Source organism: Streptomyces sp. NPDC026301 (assembly GCF_055567935.1).
Window position 1 is genome coordinate 24179 of sequence record NZ_JBVHPN010000012.1, and the last position, 15783, is coordinate 39961.

Here is a 15783-nt window from a genome sequence, read left to right on the forward strand (position 1 = left end):
TTGGTTGGTACCTATGATGGGTACCTATCGGACTCCGAGTGGGGATGGTGAAGCGTGGCCCGACAGGCCAAGCACGAGGAACTGCGGCTGGCGCTGCTGGCCGAGATGGCCGGGGCTCCCCCGCACACACCGCTGCCCACGGAGCGGGAGATCGCCACACGCCACGGCGTCTCGCGCAACACCGTCCGGCAGGCGCTGGACGCGCTGGAGGCGGCGGGCAGTGTCTACCGGGTGCAGGGCGCGGGCACGTTCGTCGCTCCCCCCGTCGTCTCCAAGTCGCTCACCCTCACCTCGTTCTCCGAGGACATGGCCGAGCGGAACCTCGAACCGGCCTCGCGGCTGCTGGCGGCCGGGACGGTACGGGCCGGCCGGCAGCTCGCCGAGCGGCTCGGCGTGGCGCCGGACTCCGACGTCGTCCGCGTCTCCCGGCTGCGGCTCGCCGACGGCTCTCCCATGTGCCTGGAGAACGTCCACTTTCCGGCGGACCGCGTCCCCGGGCTCGTCGAGGAGGACCTGACGGGTTCGCTCTACGCGCTGCTCAACGAGCGGTACGGGCTGGACATCCGCTCCGCCGACCAGATCATCCGGGCCGTCGACCTCGACGACACCGAGTCGGCCCTGCTCGGCGTCCCGCTGGGCAGCTCGGGGCTGCGGGTGCAGCGGGTCGGTCTGGACCGCCGTGACACCCCGGTCGAGGCGACGACCACGATCTACCGCGCCGACCGCTACGACATCCGCTTCACCGTCCGCAGGGCGCAGCCGTGACGGCCGCGCGGGAGGCACACGTACGGGCTCATGGGGCCCCGCCGCGTACGCTGCTCGGCGTCGACGTGGGCGGCACGAAGATCGCCGCCGGTGTCGTCTCCGCGGACGGCGCACTGCTGGCCTCGCTCGTCCGGCCCACGCCCGCGGCGCAGGGCCGCGCCGCGGTGCTCGACGCCATCGCGGCGGCCGTCCGCGAACTGCCCGGGTGGGAAGGCGCGGAGGGCCTGGGCATCGGTACGGGCGGGGTCATCGACCGCGACCGGGGCGTGGTGCTGTCGGCCAACGCACTGCTCCCCGGCTGGGCGGGCACCCGCCTGAGCGAGGAGCTGAGCGCCCGCCTCGGGCTGCCGGTGGCCGCCGACAACGACGCCAACGTCTTCGCGCTGGCCGAGCAGACCTACGGCGCCGGCGCGGGCCGCGCTTCCGTGCTGTACGTGAGCGTGGGCACCGGCATCGGCGGCGGGCTGGTCACCGGCGGGCGGCTGCTGCGCGGTGCGCACTGGACGGCGGGCGAGTTCGGCCATATCGCGGTGCCCGAAGCCGCGGGGCGGCCGTGCAACTGCGGCCGTGCGGGACATCTGGAGGCCGTCGCCTCCGGCCCCGCGATCACCGCGCGGTTCCGCGAGCTGACCGGGGACGCGGACGTGCACGACCTGCGGACGGTCGCGGCGCTGGCGGAGAGCCACACCCCGACTCGTACCGGTGCGGAGGCCGCCCGTACCGCCCTCGCCGAGGGCGCGGGTGCGCTGGGCCGCGCGCTGGCCGGGCTGGTCAACACCGTGGACCCGGAGCGGGTGGTGATCGGCGGTGGCGTCGCCTCCATCGGCGCCCCGTTCTGGCAGCCGCTGACCGAGGCGTTCGCCGCCGAGCTGCTGCCCGGCCCCGCCGGCGTACGGCCCGTGCCCGCCGCGCTCGGGCCCCGCGCCGCGGTGATCGGCGCGGCTGCCCTGCTGCTGGAGGGCCGACCGTCGGCAGACCACGACAACGATGCGAAGGACAAGGACACCGCATGACCGAGACCTCACCCGCCCCCAGCCGGACCACCATGCCCGCCGCCCGTGTCCGTGAGCTGCTCGACGGGCTGCGGGGCCGGCTGGTCGTGTCGTGCCAGGCCCCGCCCGGCGACCCGCTGCGCGCGCCGGAACACATGGCCGCGATGGCCGCTTCGGTGACCGCGGGGGCGCCGGTGGCGGGGGTGCGCGTGCAGGGCGTGGACGACATCCGGGCCATCCGGTCCGTCGTCGGCCTGCCGGTCATCGGGCTGTGGAAGGACGGTGCCCAGGGGGTCTACATCACGCCGACCGCGGCGCACGCGCGGGCCGTCGCCGAGGCCGGCGCGGAGATCGTCGCCGTCGACGCGACCTCACGGCCGCGCCCGGACGGCTGCCCGCTGCGCGAGACGGTCGAGGCGGTGCATGCCCTCGGCGGGCTGCTGATGGCCGATGTCTCCACGGTGGAGGAGGGTGTGGCGGCGGCCGCGCTCGGCGCCGACGTGGTCTCCACGACCCTGTCCGGCTACACCCCGTACAGCCGTCAGCAGCCGGGCCCCGACCTGGAGTTGGTCGCCGAGCTGGCCGGGCGCGTGGCCGTTCCCGTCTTCGCCGAGGGGCGGCTGCACACCCCCGAGCAGGCCCGGGCGGCCATCGACGCGGGCGCGTGGGGCGTCGTCGTGGGCGGCGCGATCACCGCGCCCGCGTCGATCGCGACGCGCTTCGCCGCCGCCCTGCCAACGACCTGACGCACCGTCACCTCCGCTGCCGTACCCGGCCCGTACGCTCAGGGCAGGTGCGGCAGCAGCGCGTCGGGGGTGACAGGGAGCGCACGGATGCGTACGCCCGTGGCGTGATGGACGGCGTTGGTGACGGCCGCAGCCGTGCCGACGATGCCGATCTCGCCGATGCCCTTGGAGCCCATCGGGTTCAGGTGCGGGTCCTCCTCCTCGATCCAGTGCACGTCGATGTCCGGCACGTCGGCGCAGACCGGCACGTGGTACATGGCCAGGTCGCGTTCCGCGTAGTCGCCGAACTCGCGGTCCATCGTGCTGTGTTCCGTCAGGGCCATGCCGAGGCCCATCGTCATGCCGCCGAGGAACTGCGAGCGGGCGGTGCGCGGATTGAGGATGCGGCCCGCGGCGAAGACGCCGAGCAGCCGCCGTACCCGGGTCTCGCCCGTCGCGGTGTCCACCTGTACCTCGGCGAACTGGGCGCCGTACGCGTGCCGCGCGTACTCCTTGCCGCCCTTGCTCTCCTCCGTGGTGTCGGCGCCGACCGTCAGGCCCGTCGCCGGTACTTCGCTGTGTTCCTCCAGCGCGCGCCGCAGCCCGTCGCACGCCTTGTGCACCGCCGCTCCCCACGAGGAGGTACCGGAGGAGCCGCCGGCCACCGGGGCCTCGGGCAGCTCGCTGCAGCCCACGTGGACACGGACCCGGTCCAGGGGCAGCCGCAGCGCGTCGGCGGCGATCTGCGCGAGGACAGTACGGGCGCCGGTGCCGATGTCGGTGGCGTTCACGCGGACGTCGATCAGCCCGTCGGCGCGGGCGTGCGCCTCGGCGTGGCACGGGGCGACCATCACCGGGTACGTCGAGGCGGCCACGCCGGTGCCGAGCAGCAGCCGGCCGTCGCGGCGCGCCGCGGGGCGCGGGTCGCGGTCCTGCCACCCGAAGCGGCGGGCGCCCTCGCGCAGGCACTCCACGAGGTGGCGGCTGCTGTAGGGGCGGCCGGAGTCCGGCTCGCGGTCGGGCTCGTTGCGTACCCGCAGTTCGATGGGGTCCAGGTCGCAGGCGAGGGCGAGTTCGTCCATGGCCGCTTCGAGCGCGTACATGCCGGGGCACTCGCCGGGCGCGCGCATCCAGGACGGGGTGGGCACGTCCAGCCGGGCCACCCGGTGGGTGGTGCGGCTGGCCGGCGAGACGTACATCGTCCGGCTGGGCGCCGCGGCCTGCTCGACGAACTCCTGGACCGTGGAGGACTGGGTGGTGATCTCGTGCGCGAGGGCCTGGATGCGGCCGTCGCGGTCGGCACCGATGCGGATGTGCTGGATGGTCGGGGCGCGGTGGCCGGTGACGGCGGGCATCTGCTGGCGCGCGAAGGCGAGGGTGACCGGGCGGCCGGTGACGCGGGCCGCCATGGCGGCGAGTACCGCGTGCGGGCGCGGGGTGCCCTTGGAGCCGAAGCCGCCGCCGACGTGCTCGCTGGTGACGAGCACCTGCTCGGGGCCCAGTGCGAAGAGCTGGGCCAGCATCTGCTGAACGGTCGACGAGCCCTGGCTGGAATCGTGCAGGCACAGCTTCCGCTCGCCCTCCCACCAGGCCGTGGCGGCGTGCGGCTCCATGGGGTGGTTGTGCAGCGGCGGGGTCTCGTAGACGGCGTCGTGCTGTACGGCGGCCTCGGCGTAGGCGGTGTCGAAGTCGCCGCGGATCCGGTCGGCGGGGTGGCCGCCGTTGGCGGTCTCGGGCGCGTAGATGCCCGGGTGGTCGGGGGTGAGGAGGACGTCGTGCGGCTCGGAGGTGTAGTCCAGGCGTACCGCGGTCGCGGCGGCGCGGGCCGCTTCGAGGGAGGTGGCGACCGCGAGCGCGACGATCTGGCCGCGGTGCGCGACGTGCCGGGACTGCAGGACGGCGAGGGTGGGGTCGTCGCCTTCGGCGAGCCGGGGCGCGTTCTCGTGGGTGAGCACGGTGAGGACGGCGGGGTCGGCGAGCGCGGCGTCGGTGTCGACGGCGGTGATCTCGCCGCGGGCGATCGTGGCGGGCACCGCCCAGGCGAAGAGGCCGTCGGGGTGTGCGTGATCGGCGGCGTACCGCGCCGTGCCGGTCACCTTCTCGCGGCTCTCCAGCCGTGCGGTGTCCGCGCCCAGGGTCCGGGGCAAGGTCGTCATCGCGCACCCTCCGCGTGCGTGCCCGCGAGGTCCGTCAGCAGGGCGACGGCCAGCCGGCGGGCCAGGGGGATCTTGTAGCCGTTGTCGCGCAGCGGCTCGGCGGCCGCCAGTTCCTCGTCCACGGCCCGGCCGAAGGACTCCTCGGTGGCGGGGCGGCCGAGCAGCGCCGCCTCGGCGGCACGGGCGCGCCACGGCTTGGCCGCGAGCGCGCCGAACGCGAGCCGTACGTGCTCGACCTTGCCGTCGCTCACCCGCAGGTCGGCGGCGGCCGAGGCGAGCGCGAAGGCGTACGAGGCGCGTTCGCGGGCCTTGCGGTACGCCGAGCGGGCGCCGGGCACCGGCGGGGGCAGCTCCACGGCGGTGATCAGCTCCCCGTGCCGCAGGACGGTGTCCTGGTCGGGGGTGTCGCCCGGCAGCCGGTGCAGGTCGGCCACCGGCAGGGTCCGCTCGCCGTCGGCGGAGACGCAGTGCACCTGCGCGTCGAGGGCCGTCAGGGCCACCGCCATGTCCGAGGGGTGGGTGGCCACGCAGTGCTGGGAGGCGCCGAGGACCGCGAGGTCGCGGTGGATGCCGCTGCGCGCGGGACAGCCGGAGCCGGGCCGCCGCTTGTTGCAGGGCTTGCCGATGTCCTGGAAGTACGTGCAGCGGGTGCGCTGCAGCAGGTTGCCGCCGATCGTGGCGAGATTGCGCAGCTGGGGCGAGGCGCCGGCCAGCAGGGCCTGGGAGAGCGCCGGATAGCGGGCGCGGACGGCGGTGTGCACGGCGAGGGTGCTGTTGCGCACGGTGGCGCCCACCCGTAGTCCCCCGCCGTCGGTCTCCTCGATCTCGTCGAACGGCAGCCGGCTCACGTCGACCAGCATCTCGGGGACCTCGACCCCGAGCTTCATCAGGTCGACCAGGTTGGTGCCGCCGCCGAGGAAGGCCGCGCGGGGTGCGCGGGAGAGCAGGTCGACGGCGGTCGCGGGGTCGGTGGCCGTCTCGTAGCGGAAGGGTTTCACCGGGCCGCCTCCTGGACCGCGTCGATGATGTTGACGTACGCGCCGCAGCGGCAGATGTTGCCGCTCATCCGCTCCCGTACCTCGCCGCCGGTCAGCTCCACAGGGCCGTCCGGGGCGCCGTCGGGCGTCACCGCGCTGGGCCAGCCGGCCTGTGCCTCGGCGATCGCGCCGACGCCGGAGCAGATCTGGCCGGGCGTGCAGAAGCCGCACTGGAAGCCGTCGTGCGCGATGAACGCCTCCTGGAGCGGGTGGAGCGCGTCCCCTTCGGCCAGGCCCTCGACGGTCGTCACCCGCGCGCCGTCGGCGGCCACCGCGAGCAGCAGGCAGGAGTTGACCCGGCGGCCGTCCAGCAGGACCGTGCAGGCCCCGCACTGGCCGTGGTCGCAGCCCTTCTTGGCGCCGGTCAGCCGTACTTCCTCGCGGAGCAGGTCGAGCAGCGTGGTGCGGTTGTCGACGACGTGTGCCCGGCGTTCGCCATTGATGTACAGGGTGAGCGCGGTGGTGGTGTCCGCGTCGCCCGTACCCTCCGTGCTTCTCATGGAGTCACGAGTGCCCCTGAAGGCGAGCGGTGAAAACGGACCGGGCCGCTCCGCACCTCACTCGGACCAATGCGCGCCGCTCAGGCCACCCCGATGCGGGCAGCGGCGGCGTCCCAGGCGGCGCGGTCGCCGTGCGGCGCGTAATGGCGCAGCGGCTGGGTCGCGGCGACCAGGCGGCGCATCGCGGCGCGGTCGGGGACGAGGCCGTGTGCGCGGGCCTGTACGAGGACGTTGCCGAGCGCCGTGGCCTCGGCGGGGCCCGCGACGACGGGCAGCCCGGTGGCGTCGGCGGTCAGCCGGCAGAGCAGCTCGTTGCGGCTGCCGCCGCCGACCAGGTGGACGACGCGGATCTCCCGCCCGGCAAGCTCGGCGGCCTGCCGCAGGGTGCGCCGGTGGGCCAGGGCCAGGCTCTCCAGGATGCAGCGGACGACGGCGCCCCGGCTCTCCGGGGCGCGCTGACCCGTACGGCGGCAGAAGCTCCGGATCCGCGCGGGCATGTCGCCCGGCGGCAGGAACTCGGGCGCGTCCGGGTCGACGAGCGCGCCGAACGGCTCCTCCCGCGCGGCCTCGGCGAGCAGGTCGGACAGGGCGGCGGGCGAGCCCTCCGCCTCCCACGTGCGGCGGCACTCCTCCAGCAGCCACATGCCCATGATGTTGCGCAGGTAGCGCACCGTGCCGTCGATGCCGCGTTCGTTGGTGAAGTTGGCGGCCCGGGACTCCTCGGTGAGGACGGGCGCGGCCAGCTCCAGCCCGGCCAGCGACCAGGTGCCGCAGGAGATGTACGCGAAATCGGGCCCGGTGGCCGGCACGGCGGCGACCGCGGAGGCGGTGTCGTGGGAGGCGACGGTGGTCACCGGGGTCGCCGCGGCCAGGCCGGTGTACTCGGCGACGTGCGGCAGCAGCGTGCCGGCCGGCTCCCCCGGGCGGCGCAGCGGCGGCAGCAGCGCCGGGTCGATGCCGAGCCGGTCGAGCAGCGCGGCGGACCAGGCGCCGGTACGGGCGTCGAACAGCCCGGTGGTGGAGGCGTTGGTCTCCTCCGCGCCGACCGTGCCGGTCAGCCAGTGGACGAGCAGGTCCGGGATCAGCAGCAGGGTGTGCGCGGCGGCCAGCGGCGCGCTGCCCCGGGCCGCTTCGAGCTGGTACACGGTATTGAACGGCAGGTGCTGCAGCCCGGTGACCGCGTGCAGCTCCTCGGGCCCCACCGCGGCCCACACCCGCTCGGCGGCGCCCTCCGTACGCCCGTCCCGGTAGTGGTACGGCTGGCCGAGCAGCGCGCCGTCGGCGTCCAGCAGCCCGTAGTCCACCGCCCAGGTGTCGACGCCGACGGACGCCGCGCCGCCTGCGCGCGCCGCCGCGCGCAGTCCGTCCAGTACGCCCTGGTAGAGCGCGAGCGTGTCCCAGTGCAGCCCGTCGGGCAGCCGCACCGGGGTGTTGGCGAACCGGTGCGCCTCGGTGAGATCGAGGCTGTCCGGGCCGACCCGGCCGAGGATCACGCGCCCGCTGGTGGCGCCGAGATCCACGGCGGCGAAGGAGAGTGTGCCGGTCACGTCGCCCCCGCGTCAGCGCAGGAACGCGGCGGCCACGCCGGCGTCGACGGGGATGTGCAGGCCGGTGGTGTGGGTGAGGTCGCCGCCGGTGAGCGCGAACACCGCGTTCGCGACGTGTTCCGGCAGCACCTCGCGCTTGAGCAGGGTCCGCTGGGCGTAGAACTCGCCGAGCTGCTCCTCCTCGATCCCGTACGTCGCCGCGCGCTGCGCGCCCCAGCCGCCCGCGAAGATCCCGGAGCCGCGCACCACCCCGTCGGGGTTGACGCCGTTGACGCGGATGCCGTGCCCGCCCAGCTCGGCGGCGAGCAGCCGGACCTGGTGCGCCTGGTCGGCCTTGGTGGCGGAGTACGCGATGTTGTTCGGGCCCGCGAAGACGGCGTTCTTGGAGGCGATGTAGACGATGTCGCCGCCCATGTCCTGCGCGGTCATCACGCGGGCCGCCTCGCGGGAGACGAGGAAGGAGCCGCGGGCCATGATGTCGTGCTGCAGGTCCCAGTCCTTCGCGGTGGTCTCCAGCAGCGGCTTGGAGATGGAGATGCCCGCGTTGTTGACGACCAGGTCGACGCCCCCGAAGGCGAGCGCGGCGGCCTTGAAGGCGGCGGCAATCTGATCCTCGTCCGTGACATCGACCGTCACCGCGACGGCCTTGTCGGCGCCGCCCAGCTCCTCGGCCACCGCGGCCGCGCTCTCCTCATTCAGGTCGGCGACCACGACGCACGCGCCCTCGGCGGCCAGCCGGTGCGCGATGGCCTTTCCGATGCCCGAACCGGCGCCGGTGACCAGCGCGACCCGAGTGGCCAGCGGCTTGGGCGCCGGCATCCGCCGGAGCTTGGCCTCCTCCAGTTCCCAGTACTCGATCCGGAACTTCTCCGCCTCCGCGATCGGCGCATACGTCGACACCGCCTCGGCGCCGCGCATCACATTGATCGCGTTGAGGTAGAACTCGCCCGCCACCCGCGCGGTCTGCTTGTCCTTGCCGTAGCTGAACATGCCGACGCCGGGGACCAGCACGATCGCCGGGTCGGCGCCGCGCAGCGGCGGGGAGTCGGGGGTGGCGTGCCGCTCGTAATAGGCGCGGTACTCCGCCCGGTACTCCTCGTGCAGCTCCTTCAGCCGCGCGATCGCCTCGTCCAGCGGGGCGGCGGGCGGCAGGTCCAGGACGAGCGGGCGGACCTTGGTACGCAGGAAGTGGTCGGGGCAGGAGGTGCCGAGGGCGGCGAGCCGGGGGTGTTCGGCGCGGGCGAGGAAGTCCAGTACCGGTTCGGTGTCGGTGAAGTGGCCGACCTGCGGCTTGTCGGCCGAAGCCAGGCCGCGGATCACCGGGGCAAGGGCGGCGGCCCGCTCCTTGCGCGCGTCCTCGGGCAGCGCCTGGTACCCCTCGACGACCGGCCCGAAGGGCTCCGCCTTGCCCTGCTCGGCGAGGAACGTCTCGGCCGTACGGATCATCCACAGGGCGTTGCGCTCGCACTCCTCGGAGGTGGCGCCCCAGGCGGTGATGCCGTGGCCGCCGAGGACGACGCCGACGGCCTGCGGGTTGGCCTCCTTGATCGCGGCGATGTCCAGGCCGAGCTGGAAGCCGGGGCGCCGCCACGGCACCCAGGCGACCTGCTCGCCGAAGCACGCGGCGGTCAGCTTCTCGCCGTCGGCGGCGCAGGCCAGCGCGATGCCGGAGTCGGGGTGCAGGTGGTCGACGTGCGCGGCGTCGACCAGACCGTGCATCGCGGTGTCGATCGACGGCGCCGCGCCGCCCTTGCCGTGCAGGCAGTAGTCGAACGCGGCGACCATCTCGTCCTCGCGCTCCACGCCCGGGTACACCTCGGTCAACGCGCGCAGCCGGTCCAGGCGGAGCACGGCCAGACCGGATTCCTTGAGCGTGCCGAGGTCGCCCCCGGAGCCCTTGACCCACATCAGCTCGGTGGGCCGACCGGTGACGGGGTCGGTGGCGACCCCCTTGGCGGAGGCGTTGCCGCCCGCGTAGTTGGTATTACGCGGATCGGCACCGAGGCGGTGAGCGCGCTCCAGCAGGGCGTCGACTTCGGGGTGGGATGCCATGAGTGTTTCAGTCCTTCACGATGGGAGTCTGAGGTGGCGCCCCGTCAGGGGCGCGGGGAACTGCGCGACCAGCCACAGCCGACCGGCAGTCGCCGTTGAACAGAGCGCGGCAGCCTCTCAGGCGCCCCACCCGGCCTGCGTGCCGCCCACCCGCTCCGCGGCAATCCGCTCCTGCCACCCGCAGGCGCGATACGCGGCGACCGGGTCCGGGCGCAGCCCCATCTCCTCCCGCACCTCCGCGAGCAACGGCCGCACATCCGTGTTGTACGCGTCCATCAGGACGCCATTCGCGGCGAGCACGTCGCCGGAACGCTGCGCTGCCTGCAGCGCCCCCGTGTCCACGAGCAGCGCCTTGGCGGTGGCCTCCTGCACGTTCATGACGGAGCGGATGACGGCCGGGATCTTCGCCTCGATGTTGTGGCACTGGTCGAGCATGAAGTTGACCTCGTTCGCGGCCTCCAGCCCGCCGTTCTTGATCACTTCGTGCATGATCCGGAAGAGCTGGAACGGGTCGGCCGCGCCCACCATGAGGTCGTCGTCCGCGTAGAAGCGGGAGTTGAAGTCAAAGGCGCCGAGCTTCTTCTCGCGCAGCAGGAAGGCGACGATGAACTCGATGTTGGTGCCCGGCGCGTGGTGCCCGGTGTCGACGACGACCTTCGCCTTCGGGCCGAGCTTCAGGCAGTGCGCGTACGAGGTGCCCCAGTCGGGCACGTCGGTGGTGTAGAAGGCCGGCTCGAAGAACTTGTACTCCAGCAGCATCCGCTGGTCGTCGCCGAGCCGCCCGTACACCTCGGCCAGCGCCTCGGCCAGCCGGTCCTGGCGGGCGGCGATGTCGTCCTGGCCCGGGTAGTTGGTGCCGTCGGCGAACCACAGCTTCAGGTCCCGGGACCCGGTCGCGTCCATGATGTCGACGCAGGCGAGGAGGTGGTCGGTGGCCTTGCGGCGGACGGCCGGGTCGGGGTGGGTGACGGACCCGAGCTTGTAGTCCTCGTCCTGGAAGGTGTTGGAGTTGACCGCGCCGAGCGTCAGGCCGCGCTCGGCCGCGTACTCGGCGAGCTTCCCGTAGTCCTCGACGGTGTCCCACGGGATGTGCAGCGAGACCACGGGGGCGACGCCGGTGAACTCGTGCACCCGCGCGGCGTCGTCCAGCTTCTCGTAGGGGTCGCGGGGGACGCCGGGCTGCGCGAACACCTTGAAGCGGGTGCCGGAGTTGCCGTAACCCCAGGACGGGGTCTCGATCACCTGGGCCTTCAGGGCGGCTTTCACGGCGGACGGGTCGGGCGTGCGCATGGATCACCTCGGCGGTGTACGGTGGCGAAACTTTTTGAATCGTTTCAGTGCGCCCAAGTTAGGCCGCCGAAGCAGAAAGCGTCAAGGGGGCGTCCACACAAAGCGCCGCGCCCGGCAACACTTCGCCGGGCGCGGCGCAAAAACGATTCAGACGGTCTCTCTCCCGTCCGGTTCGCGGAGCGTCAGGGCTGCTGGCGAGCCTGTCGGCCCGCCGCCCGCGCCGCGTCCGTCTCGCTGGTCTGCCGGGCCGTGCTCAGCTTGCCGCCGGAGTTCTCCAGGTGCGCCCGGATGAACCACTGGAACAGCTCCAGGCTGCGCAGCTGCTCGATGAGCATGTCCTGGGTGATCGGGTCGGGCTCGTCGGTGGCGCGCACCGCCTCGCGGTGGTCCTCGATGATGCCCGTGTACACCACGTCCAGCGCGCCCAGGTGCTCGATCGACTCGGCCCGCCCGATGGCGTAGTCCTCCCAGGTGCGCTCGGCGACCATGACGCCGGGCGTACCGGCGGGCTCGCCGCCCAGCGTCGAGATGCGCTCGGCGGTGGTGTCGATCATGTCGCGTACGGCGTCGACCTGCGGGTCGAGCATTTCGTGCACGGCGATGAAGTGCGGGCCGACCACGTTCCAGTGGACGTGCTTGAGCGTGAGGGCGAGGTCGTTGAGCGCGTGCAGCCGCATCCGCAGCAGCTGGATGACCTCCGAACCCTCGGAGGTACTCATGCCCGGGACCGTATAGGTGAGCTGCGAGTCGGCTTTCGAGGCCACGGCACTGTCTCCTTCGACGGTCTTCTGCCGGCCCGGCGGGGGCGCCGGGCGTCCGGGCCCGGCGGGCCGCCGGGCGTGCGCCACAGGGGTACCACCACCCGCCGTACGGCAAACGCCCGCATTTCCGCCGGTGTACGAGCTTCCGCCCGCCCTTTTCCGCACCCGGGGCGACTCCTTGACCCTTATTGACCGAGTCCAGACAATAACGGGGTGTCGACGCCTTTAGCGCTCCTCAGAATCCGTACCTTCACGCCGGCCACCGCGTTGAGCCTGATCGCTCTCGTGGCCCCGTCCACGCCGGCCGTCGCCGCTCCGGACATCCCGCTCCCGGGCGTGGAGTGGAATGCCGACACGTACGTGAGGGGCGTCTATCAGTACACGAACGCCGACGACCTCAAGGCGATCCCCGAGCCCAAAGAGGCGGACCTGCGCCCGATCGGGGGCAAGGACGACTACGACTGGGGCACCTGGCAGCACATGTTCGCCCGGTGGAAGATGTACAACAAGGGCGGCATGACGTGGCAGAAGTTCCGGAAGATCTTCGAGAAGGAGGTCTTCCGGGAGCCCGGCGTACTGAGCGACATCGATGAGCCGTCCGACCGGGTACTGAACAGCCTCGACGCCCCCGGCAAGTACGTCTGGGGCACCAAGAAGTTCATGTTCGCCCACTGGAAGGTGCAGAAAGAGGGCACCGCGGTTCCGGACTGGAAGCAGTGGCGCGCCGGCTACATCAATGCGTTCAACAGCAAGCACAAGGGCGATGGGTTCGAGCCGCTGGTCAAGCGGGAGTACCTCCAGAAGGAAGGGCTGGACCAGCGGGGCGCCTGGAAGTACGGCAAGAGGGTGCCCAGAAAGCTGCTGCCGAAGCTCAGGGGCCTGGGGCTGCACAAGGACGACCGCCCGCTCGACGCCGCGGATTTCGAGAAGCTCAAGGTCATCGTGGAGATGAAGTCCGGCGCGGATGTCTTCACCGACGAGGGCCGGAAGCAGTTCGAGGATCTGATGAAGATCGCCAAGGCGACCGGCTGCCGCCTGATCACCGTGTTCGGCGAGCGGCCCACCGCGGAGTCGGTCGAGATGATCAAGGAGCTGGCGGCGCGGTTCGGTGTTCGGTCGGACGTCCGGTACTTCCCCGCGCTCGGACAGCGGGTGACGCCTGGGTCCTCGGGTGGCACCCCGCAACCCACCCCCGGCGCCGGCGGCACGCCACCCCCCGCCCAGGGCGGAGGCGGCGTCCCGACCCCGCAAGGCCCGTCCGGCGGGCCACGCGGCGGGCCGGCCGGTGACGCGGCCGCGCCGGACGTGCTGGCCGCCCCCGGACAGCTGCCGGCCGACAGTTCGATGACCGAGGCGCTGGAGGGTTCGGCCGACTCGCTGGAGGACGCGATCCGGGCCGGGCTGACCGAGGACTGGCACGCCGAGGATCTCGCCGAGAACGGTGACGCCCCGGCGATGGGCCGACGCGATCTCGGCGGCGTCGACTTCTCCACACTGGAGCTGCGCTACGTGTCCGACACGTACCACAACGGCTCCGGCGTGCAGTACGGCTTCAAGGCCGACAAGCTGACCACCGACGAGCGGTCCTTCGGCGGCCGGCGCGCGGCCCGGCTCGCCTCCGACGCGTTCTTCGTCTGGCTGGCGCTGCCACCGTCCGCCTTCACCGTGAACCTCAATCCCGACGAACCCGACCGGATCATCGACGCCGAGTTCGGGAAGACGGACGCCGGACGGGTGCTGCTGGAGGCCGACCTCGCGATGAAGAAGTCGGTCGCGAAGTTCATCCATCCCGACACCGCCGGCGGCCGGAAGTTCTGGAACTCCCTGCGGGGTGACGCCAGTTGCCTGTCCATGCGGCAGTGGATCGTCCCCGGCAGGGCCACCGTCCGCGACAACGGCAACGAGCTGTACATCCTGGACGCGCCCCTGCGGGTGAAGATGGAGTCGGACGTCGTCAAGGCCCAGGGCGCCGCGACGTGCGTCCAGCGGGACGACGCGGCCACCCGGCACAACGAGGACCTGTACCGCACGACGATCCTGCCGCGGGTCCAGCACGCGGTGAACCACGCGCCCGAGTACGCCGACCTGCGCCGGGTCTACGCCAGCCGGGTCGCCGCGGAGTGGTTCCGCAAGCGCGGCGCCACCAAGCACACCGCGTACTCCGACGTGATCGGCAAGGGCGACATCAGCCGCTGGGCCTCCCGGAAGAACTGGACGCCCCGCGAGGTCTTCGACCGCTACGTCCGCTCGTACAAGAACGGCGAGTTCAAGGTCAAGCACACCACCACCAAAGGCAACACCGTCTACACCCGGACCTACGTCTACGGCGGCGTGGACTTCACCCGCATCGCGCAGAACAAGCTGAGCGCCGCCGCGTTCGCCAAGGACCACCCCCGGCTGGCGACTTCGGCGCGCGACGCGCTGTACGCACCGAGCGGGACGAAACGCGAGGTGTGGCTCGGCGGCCTGACCACCTCCAGACCCTTGCCCGAGGCCTACGCCGAACCCACACCGGCGACGTCGAAGCCGCTGTTCTACGCGCTCGCGGCCCTGCCCCTCGCGGCATGGCTCGTGGCGGGCGCCGTGCTGCTGCGCCGCCGTCGGGCGAGCGATCCGACGGGGGCCTGACCGGTGACCACAATGAGACAGGGACCGCGGCCGACGCCTCCGGGCACCGTGTTCGCGGCGAGCTATCTGTTCGCCGGGGTGGCGGCGCTGGCCCTGGTGTCCGCGATCGGCACGCTCTTCGCCGCTCCCGAGTTCAGCCACTACCGGAGCGAGCGGGCGGGCGACGAGTCGGCGGGCACGCTCGCCGCGGCGGGGCTGGTCACGTTCGCCCTGCTCACCATCGTGTTCGGGGCCGGCTGCGCGCTGCTGGCGTTCCTCGACGGGCGGGGCAGGCAACCGGCCCGGGTACTGACGTGGGTGGTCGGCGGACTGTCCGGCTGCTTCGACATCGCGCTCCTGGCGGTGAGCGCCACTGACTCCGTGCCGTGGTACGGCGGCATGACCCGCGTCGTGACCAGCGGGATGCTGGTGCTGACGGTCGCCTCGCTCACCCTGCTGGCGCTGCCCGCCTCCCACGGGTACTTCCGCGAATCCCGTCCGGCCCGGCAGCATCCGCAGCCCCTGCCCGTGCCCGCGCCCGTGCAGCCACCGCCTCCCCCGGCGGTCGGCCAGGTGCCGCCCCCGTCCGGTCACTTGCCCCAGCCGCCCAGCTACCCGCCTTCGCCGTACGGCTATCCGTCCTCGCCGTACGGTTATCAGCCCCAACAGCCCCAGCCTCAGTCACCGCTCCCGCGCGTCCGCCGGCCGGCCGCCGTCACGGCGGCCATGGCCGTACTGATGTGTCTGGCCGTCCTCGCGGTCGTGGGTGCCGTCGTGGAGGTCCTGACGTACCAGGCGATCCTGGGACACCTCGACGACTACATGCGGACCGTTCGGGAGCAGACCGCCAAGTACGGCGTCGGAGTGGCATTCCCCAGCCTTCCCAGGAGCGCCGTGGGGCCGACCGCCATCGTGGTCGTGGCGCTGGGGGCCATGGCCGCGACGCTGGCCGGCCTGGCGCTCGCGCTCCGGCTGCCCCGGCCGCGCGCCCGCGTCGTCACGCTCGTCGTCGTCGGGCTGCTCGCGCCGCTGGCCACTGCCCGGGCCTTCGTGACCATGACGACACAAGCCACGCTGGAACAGCTCGCAGCCAGCTCGGAACGGCTCAGGGAGAGCATGGGCGGCGGGGGACGGTACCGGGACATGTTCCCGGGGGTCGACGAGCTGTATCCCCAGTGGGCGTACACCGCCGTCTACCTGACGTCGGCTCTCGCCGTCGTCGGATGCGTCGCGGTCTTCGTCCTGCTGACCGTTCGGGGCTCGGCCGCATGGTTCGGTGTGGCGAGCCACCGCGTTCGAGGGCGGTAGAGCAAAAGGCAAGGAGAGCGCTCTCCTTGCCACTCTTAAGCTA

General features: G+C 72.8%; 12 protein-coding genes. 5 read left to right on the top strand and 7 right to left on the bottom strand.

The window, feature by feature from the left end; all coding sequences use genetic code 11:
- The first annotated feature begins 54 nt into the window (after positions 1 to 54).
- From ACZ4MH_RS21650 to ACZ4MH_RS21660, 3 genes are read left to right on the top strand one after another with little or no spacing between them, the layout of a single operon-like run.
- Positions 55 to 765: a GntR family transcriptional regulator gene (locus tag ACZ4MH_RS21650; RefSeq protein ID WP_351592441.1), complete on the top strand. Its 711-nt coding sequence runs from the start codon at positions 55 to 57 to the stop codon at positions 763 to 765.
- On the top strand, positions 762 to 1778 hold the full coding sequence (locus ACZ4MH_RS21655; RefSeq protein WP_351592438.1) for an ROK family protein: 1017 nt from the start codon (positions 762 to 764) through the stop codon (positions 1776 to 1778). The genes ACZ4MH_RS21650 and ACZ4MH_RS21655 overlap by 4 nt, the downstream gene beginning before the upstream one ends.
- Entirely contained in the window at positions 1775 to 2503 is a 729-nt protein-coding gene (locus ACZ4MH_RS21660) for an N-acetylmannosamine-6-phosphate 2-epimerase (protein ID WP_351592435.1), read from the top strand. Before ACZ4MH_RS21655 ends, ACZ4MH_RS21660 begins: the two co-directional genes overlap by 4 nt.
- Before the next feature lie 38 nt (positions 2504 to 2541).
- Here ACZ4MH_RS21660 and ACZ4MH_RS21665 read toward each other — a convergent pair whose 3' ends face one another.
- The 7 genes from ACZ4MH_RS21665 to ACZ4MH_RS21695 all read right to left on the bottom strand — a co-directional run bounded on the left by ACZ4MH_RS21665 (position 2542) and on the right by ACZ4MH_RS21695 (position 11783).
- Positions 2542 to 4638, bottom strand: coding sequence for a xanthine dehydrogenase family protein molybdopterin-binding subunit (locus ACZ4MH_RS21665; protein WP_351592432.1), 2097 nt, complete (start codon positions 4636 to 4638; stop codon positions 2542 to 2544).
- On the bottom strand, positions 4635 to 5636 hold the full coding sequence (locus ACZ4MH_RS21670; protein WP_467754642.1) for an FAD binding domain-containing protein: 1002 nt from the start codon (positions 5634 to 5636) through the stop codon (positions 4635 to 4637). The genes ACZ4MH_RS21665 and ACZ4MH_RS21670 overlap by 4 nt, the downstream gene beginning before the upstream one ends.
- The gene (locus ACZ4MH_RS21675; protein WP_351592430.1) at positions 5633 to 6175 is read right to left on the bottom strand and encodes a 2Fe-2S iron-sulfur cluster-binding protein; all 543 of its coding nucleotides are present in this window, start codon (positions 6173 to 6175) and stop codon (positions 5633 to 5635) included. The genes ACZ4MH_RS21670 and ACZ4MH_RS21675 overlap by 4 nt, the downstream gene beginning before the upstream one ends.
- 80 nt (positions 6176 to 6255) lie before the next feature.
- Entirely contained in the window at positions 6256 to 7722 is a 1467-nt protein-coding gene (locus ACZ4MH_RS21680) for a rhamnulokinase (protein ID WP_351592428.1), read from the bottom strand.
- Positions 7723 to 7734: 12 nt separating this feature from the next.
- Complete coding sequence (locus ACZ4MH_RS21685; RefSeq protein ID WP_351592426.1) at positions 7735 to 9774, bottom strand: bifunctional aldolase/short-chain dehydrogenase; 2040 nt, start codon at positions 9772 to 9774, stop codon at positions 7735 to 7737.
- A gap of 117 nt (positions 9775 to 9891) precedes the next feature.
- The gene (rhaI, locus tag ACZ4MH_RS21690) at positions 9892 to 11064 is read right to left on the bottom strand and encodes an L-rhamnose isomerase (protein WP_351592423.1); all 1173 of its coding nucleotides are present in this window, start codon (positions 11062 to 11064) and stop codon (positions 9892 to 9894) included.
- 182 nt (positions 11065 to 11246) lie between these two features.
- Positions 11247 to 11783: a Dps family protein gene (locus ACZ4MH_RS21695; RefSeq protein ID WP_051831244.1), complete on the bottom strand. Its 537-nt coding sequence runs from the start codon at positions 11781 to 11783 to the stop codon at positions 11247 to 11249.
- 255 nt (positions 11784 to 12038) lie between these two features.
- Here ACZ4MH_RS21695 and ACZ4MH_RS21700 point away from each other — a divergent pair, with 255 nt between their 5' ends.
- Positions 12039 to 14453: a hypothetical protein gene (locus ACZ4MH_RS21700; RefSeq protein WP_351592420.1), complete on the top strand. Its 2415-nt coding sequence runs from the start codon at positions 12039 to 12041 to the stop codon at positions 14451 to 14453.
- 12 nt (positions 14454 to 14465) lie between these two features.
- On the top strand, positions 14466 to 15740 hold the full coding sequence (locus ACZ4MH_RS21705; protein ID WP_351592419.1) for a hypothetical protein: 1275 nt from the start codon (positions 14466 to 14468) through the stop codon (positions 15738 to 15740).
- The last annotated feature ends 43 nt before the right edge of the window (positions 15741 to 15783 follow it).

Excerpts from the sequence above, each read along its gene's own strand:
- ACZ4MH_RS21660 (WP_351592435.1), top strand. The coding sequence starts at position 1,775 with ATGACCGAGACCTCACCCGCCCCCAGCCGGACCACCATGCCCGCCGCC.
- ACZ4MH_RS21665 (WP_351592432.1), bottom strand. The coding sequence starts at position 4,638 with ATGACGACCTTGCCCCGGACCCTGGGCGCGGACACCGCACGGCTGGAG.
- ACZ4MH_RS21675 (WP_351592430.1), bottom strand. The coding sequence starts at position 6,175 with ATGAGAAGCACGGAGGGTACGGGCGACGCGGACACCACCACCGCGCTC.
- ACZ4MH_RS21685 (WP_351592426.1), bottom strand. The coding sequence starts at position 9,774 with ATGGCATCCCACCCCGAAGTCGACGCCCTGCTGGAGCGCGCTCACCGC.
- rhaI (WP_351592423.1), bottom strand. The coding sequence starts at position 11,064 with ATGCGCACGCCCGACCCGTCCGCCGTGAAAGCCGCCCTGAAGGCCCAG.
- ACZ4MH_RS21695 (WP_051831244.1), bottom strand. The coding sequence starts at position 11,783 with ATGAGTACCTCCGAGGGTTCGGAGGTCATCCAGCTGCTGCGGATGCGG.
- ACZ4MH_RS21705 (WP_351592419.1), top strand. The coding sequence starts at position 14,466 with ATGAGACAGGGACCGCGGCCGACGCCTCCGGGCACCGTGTTCGCGGCG.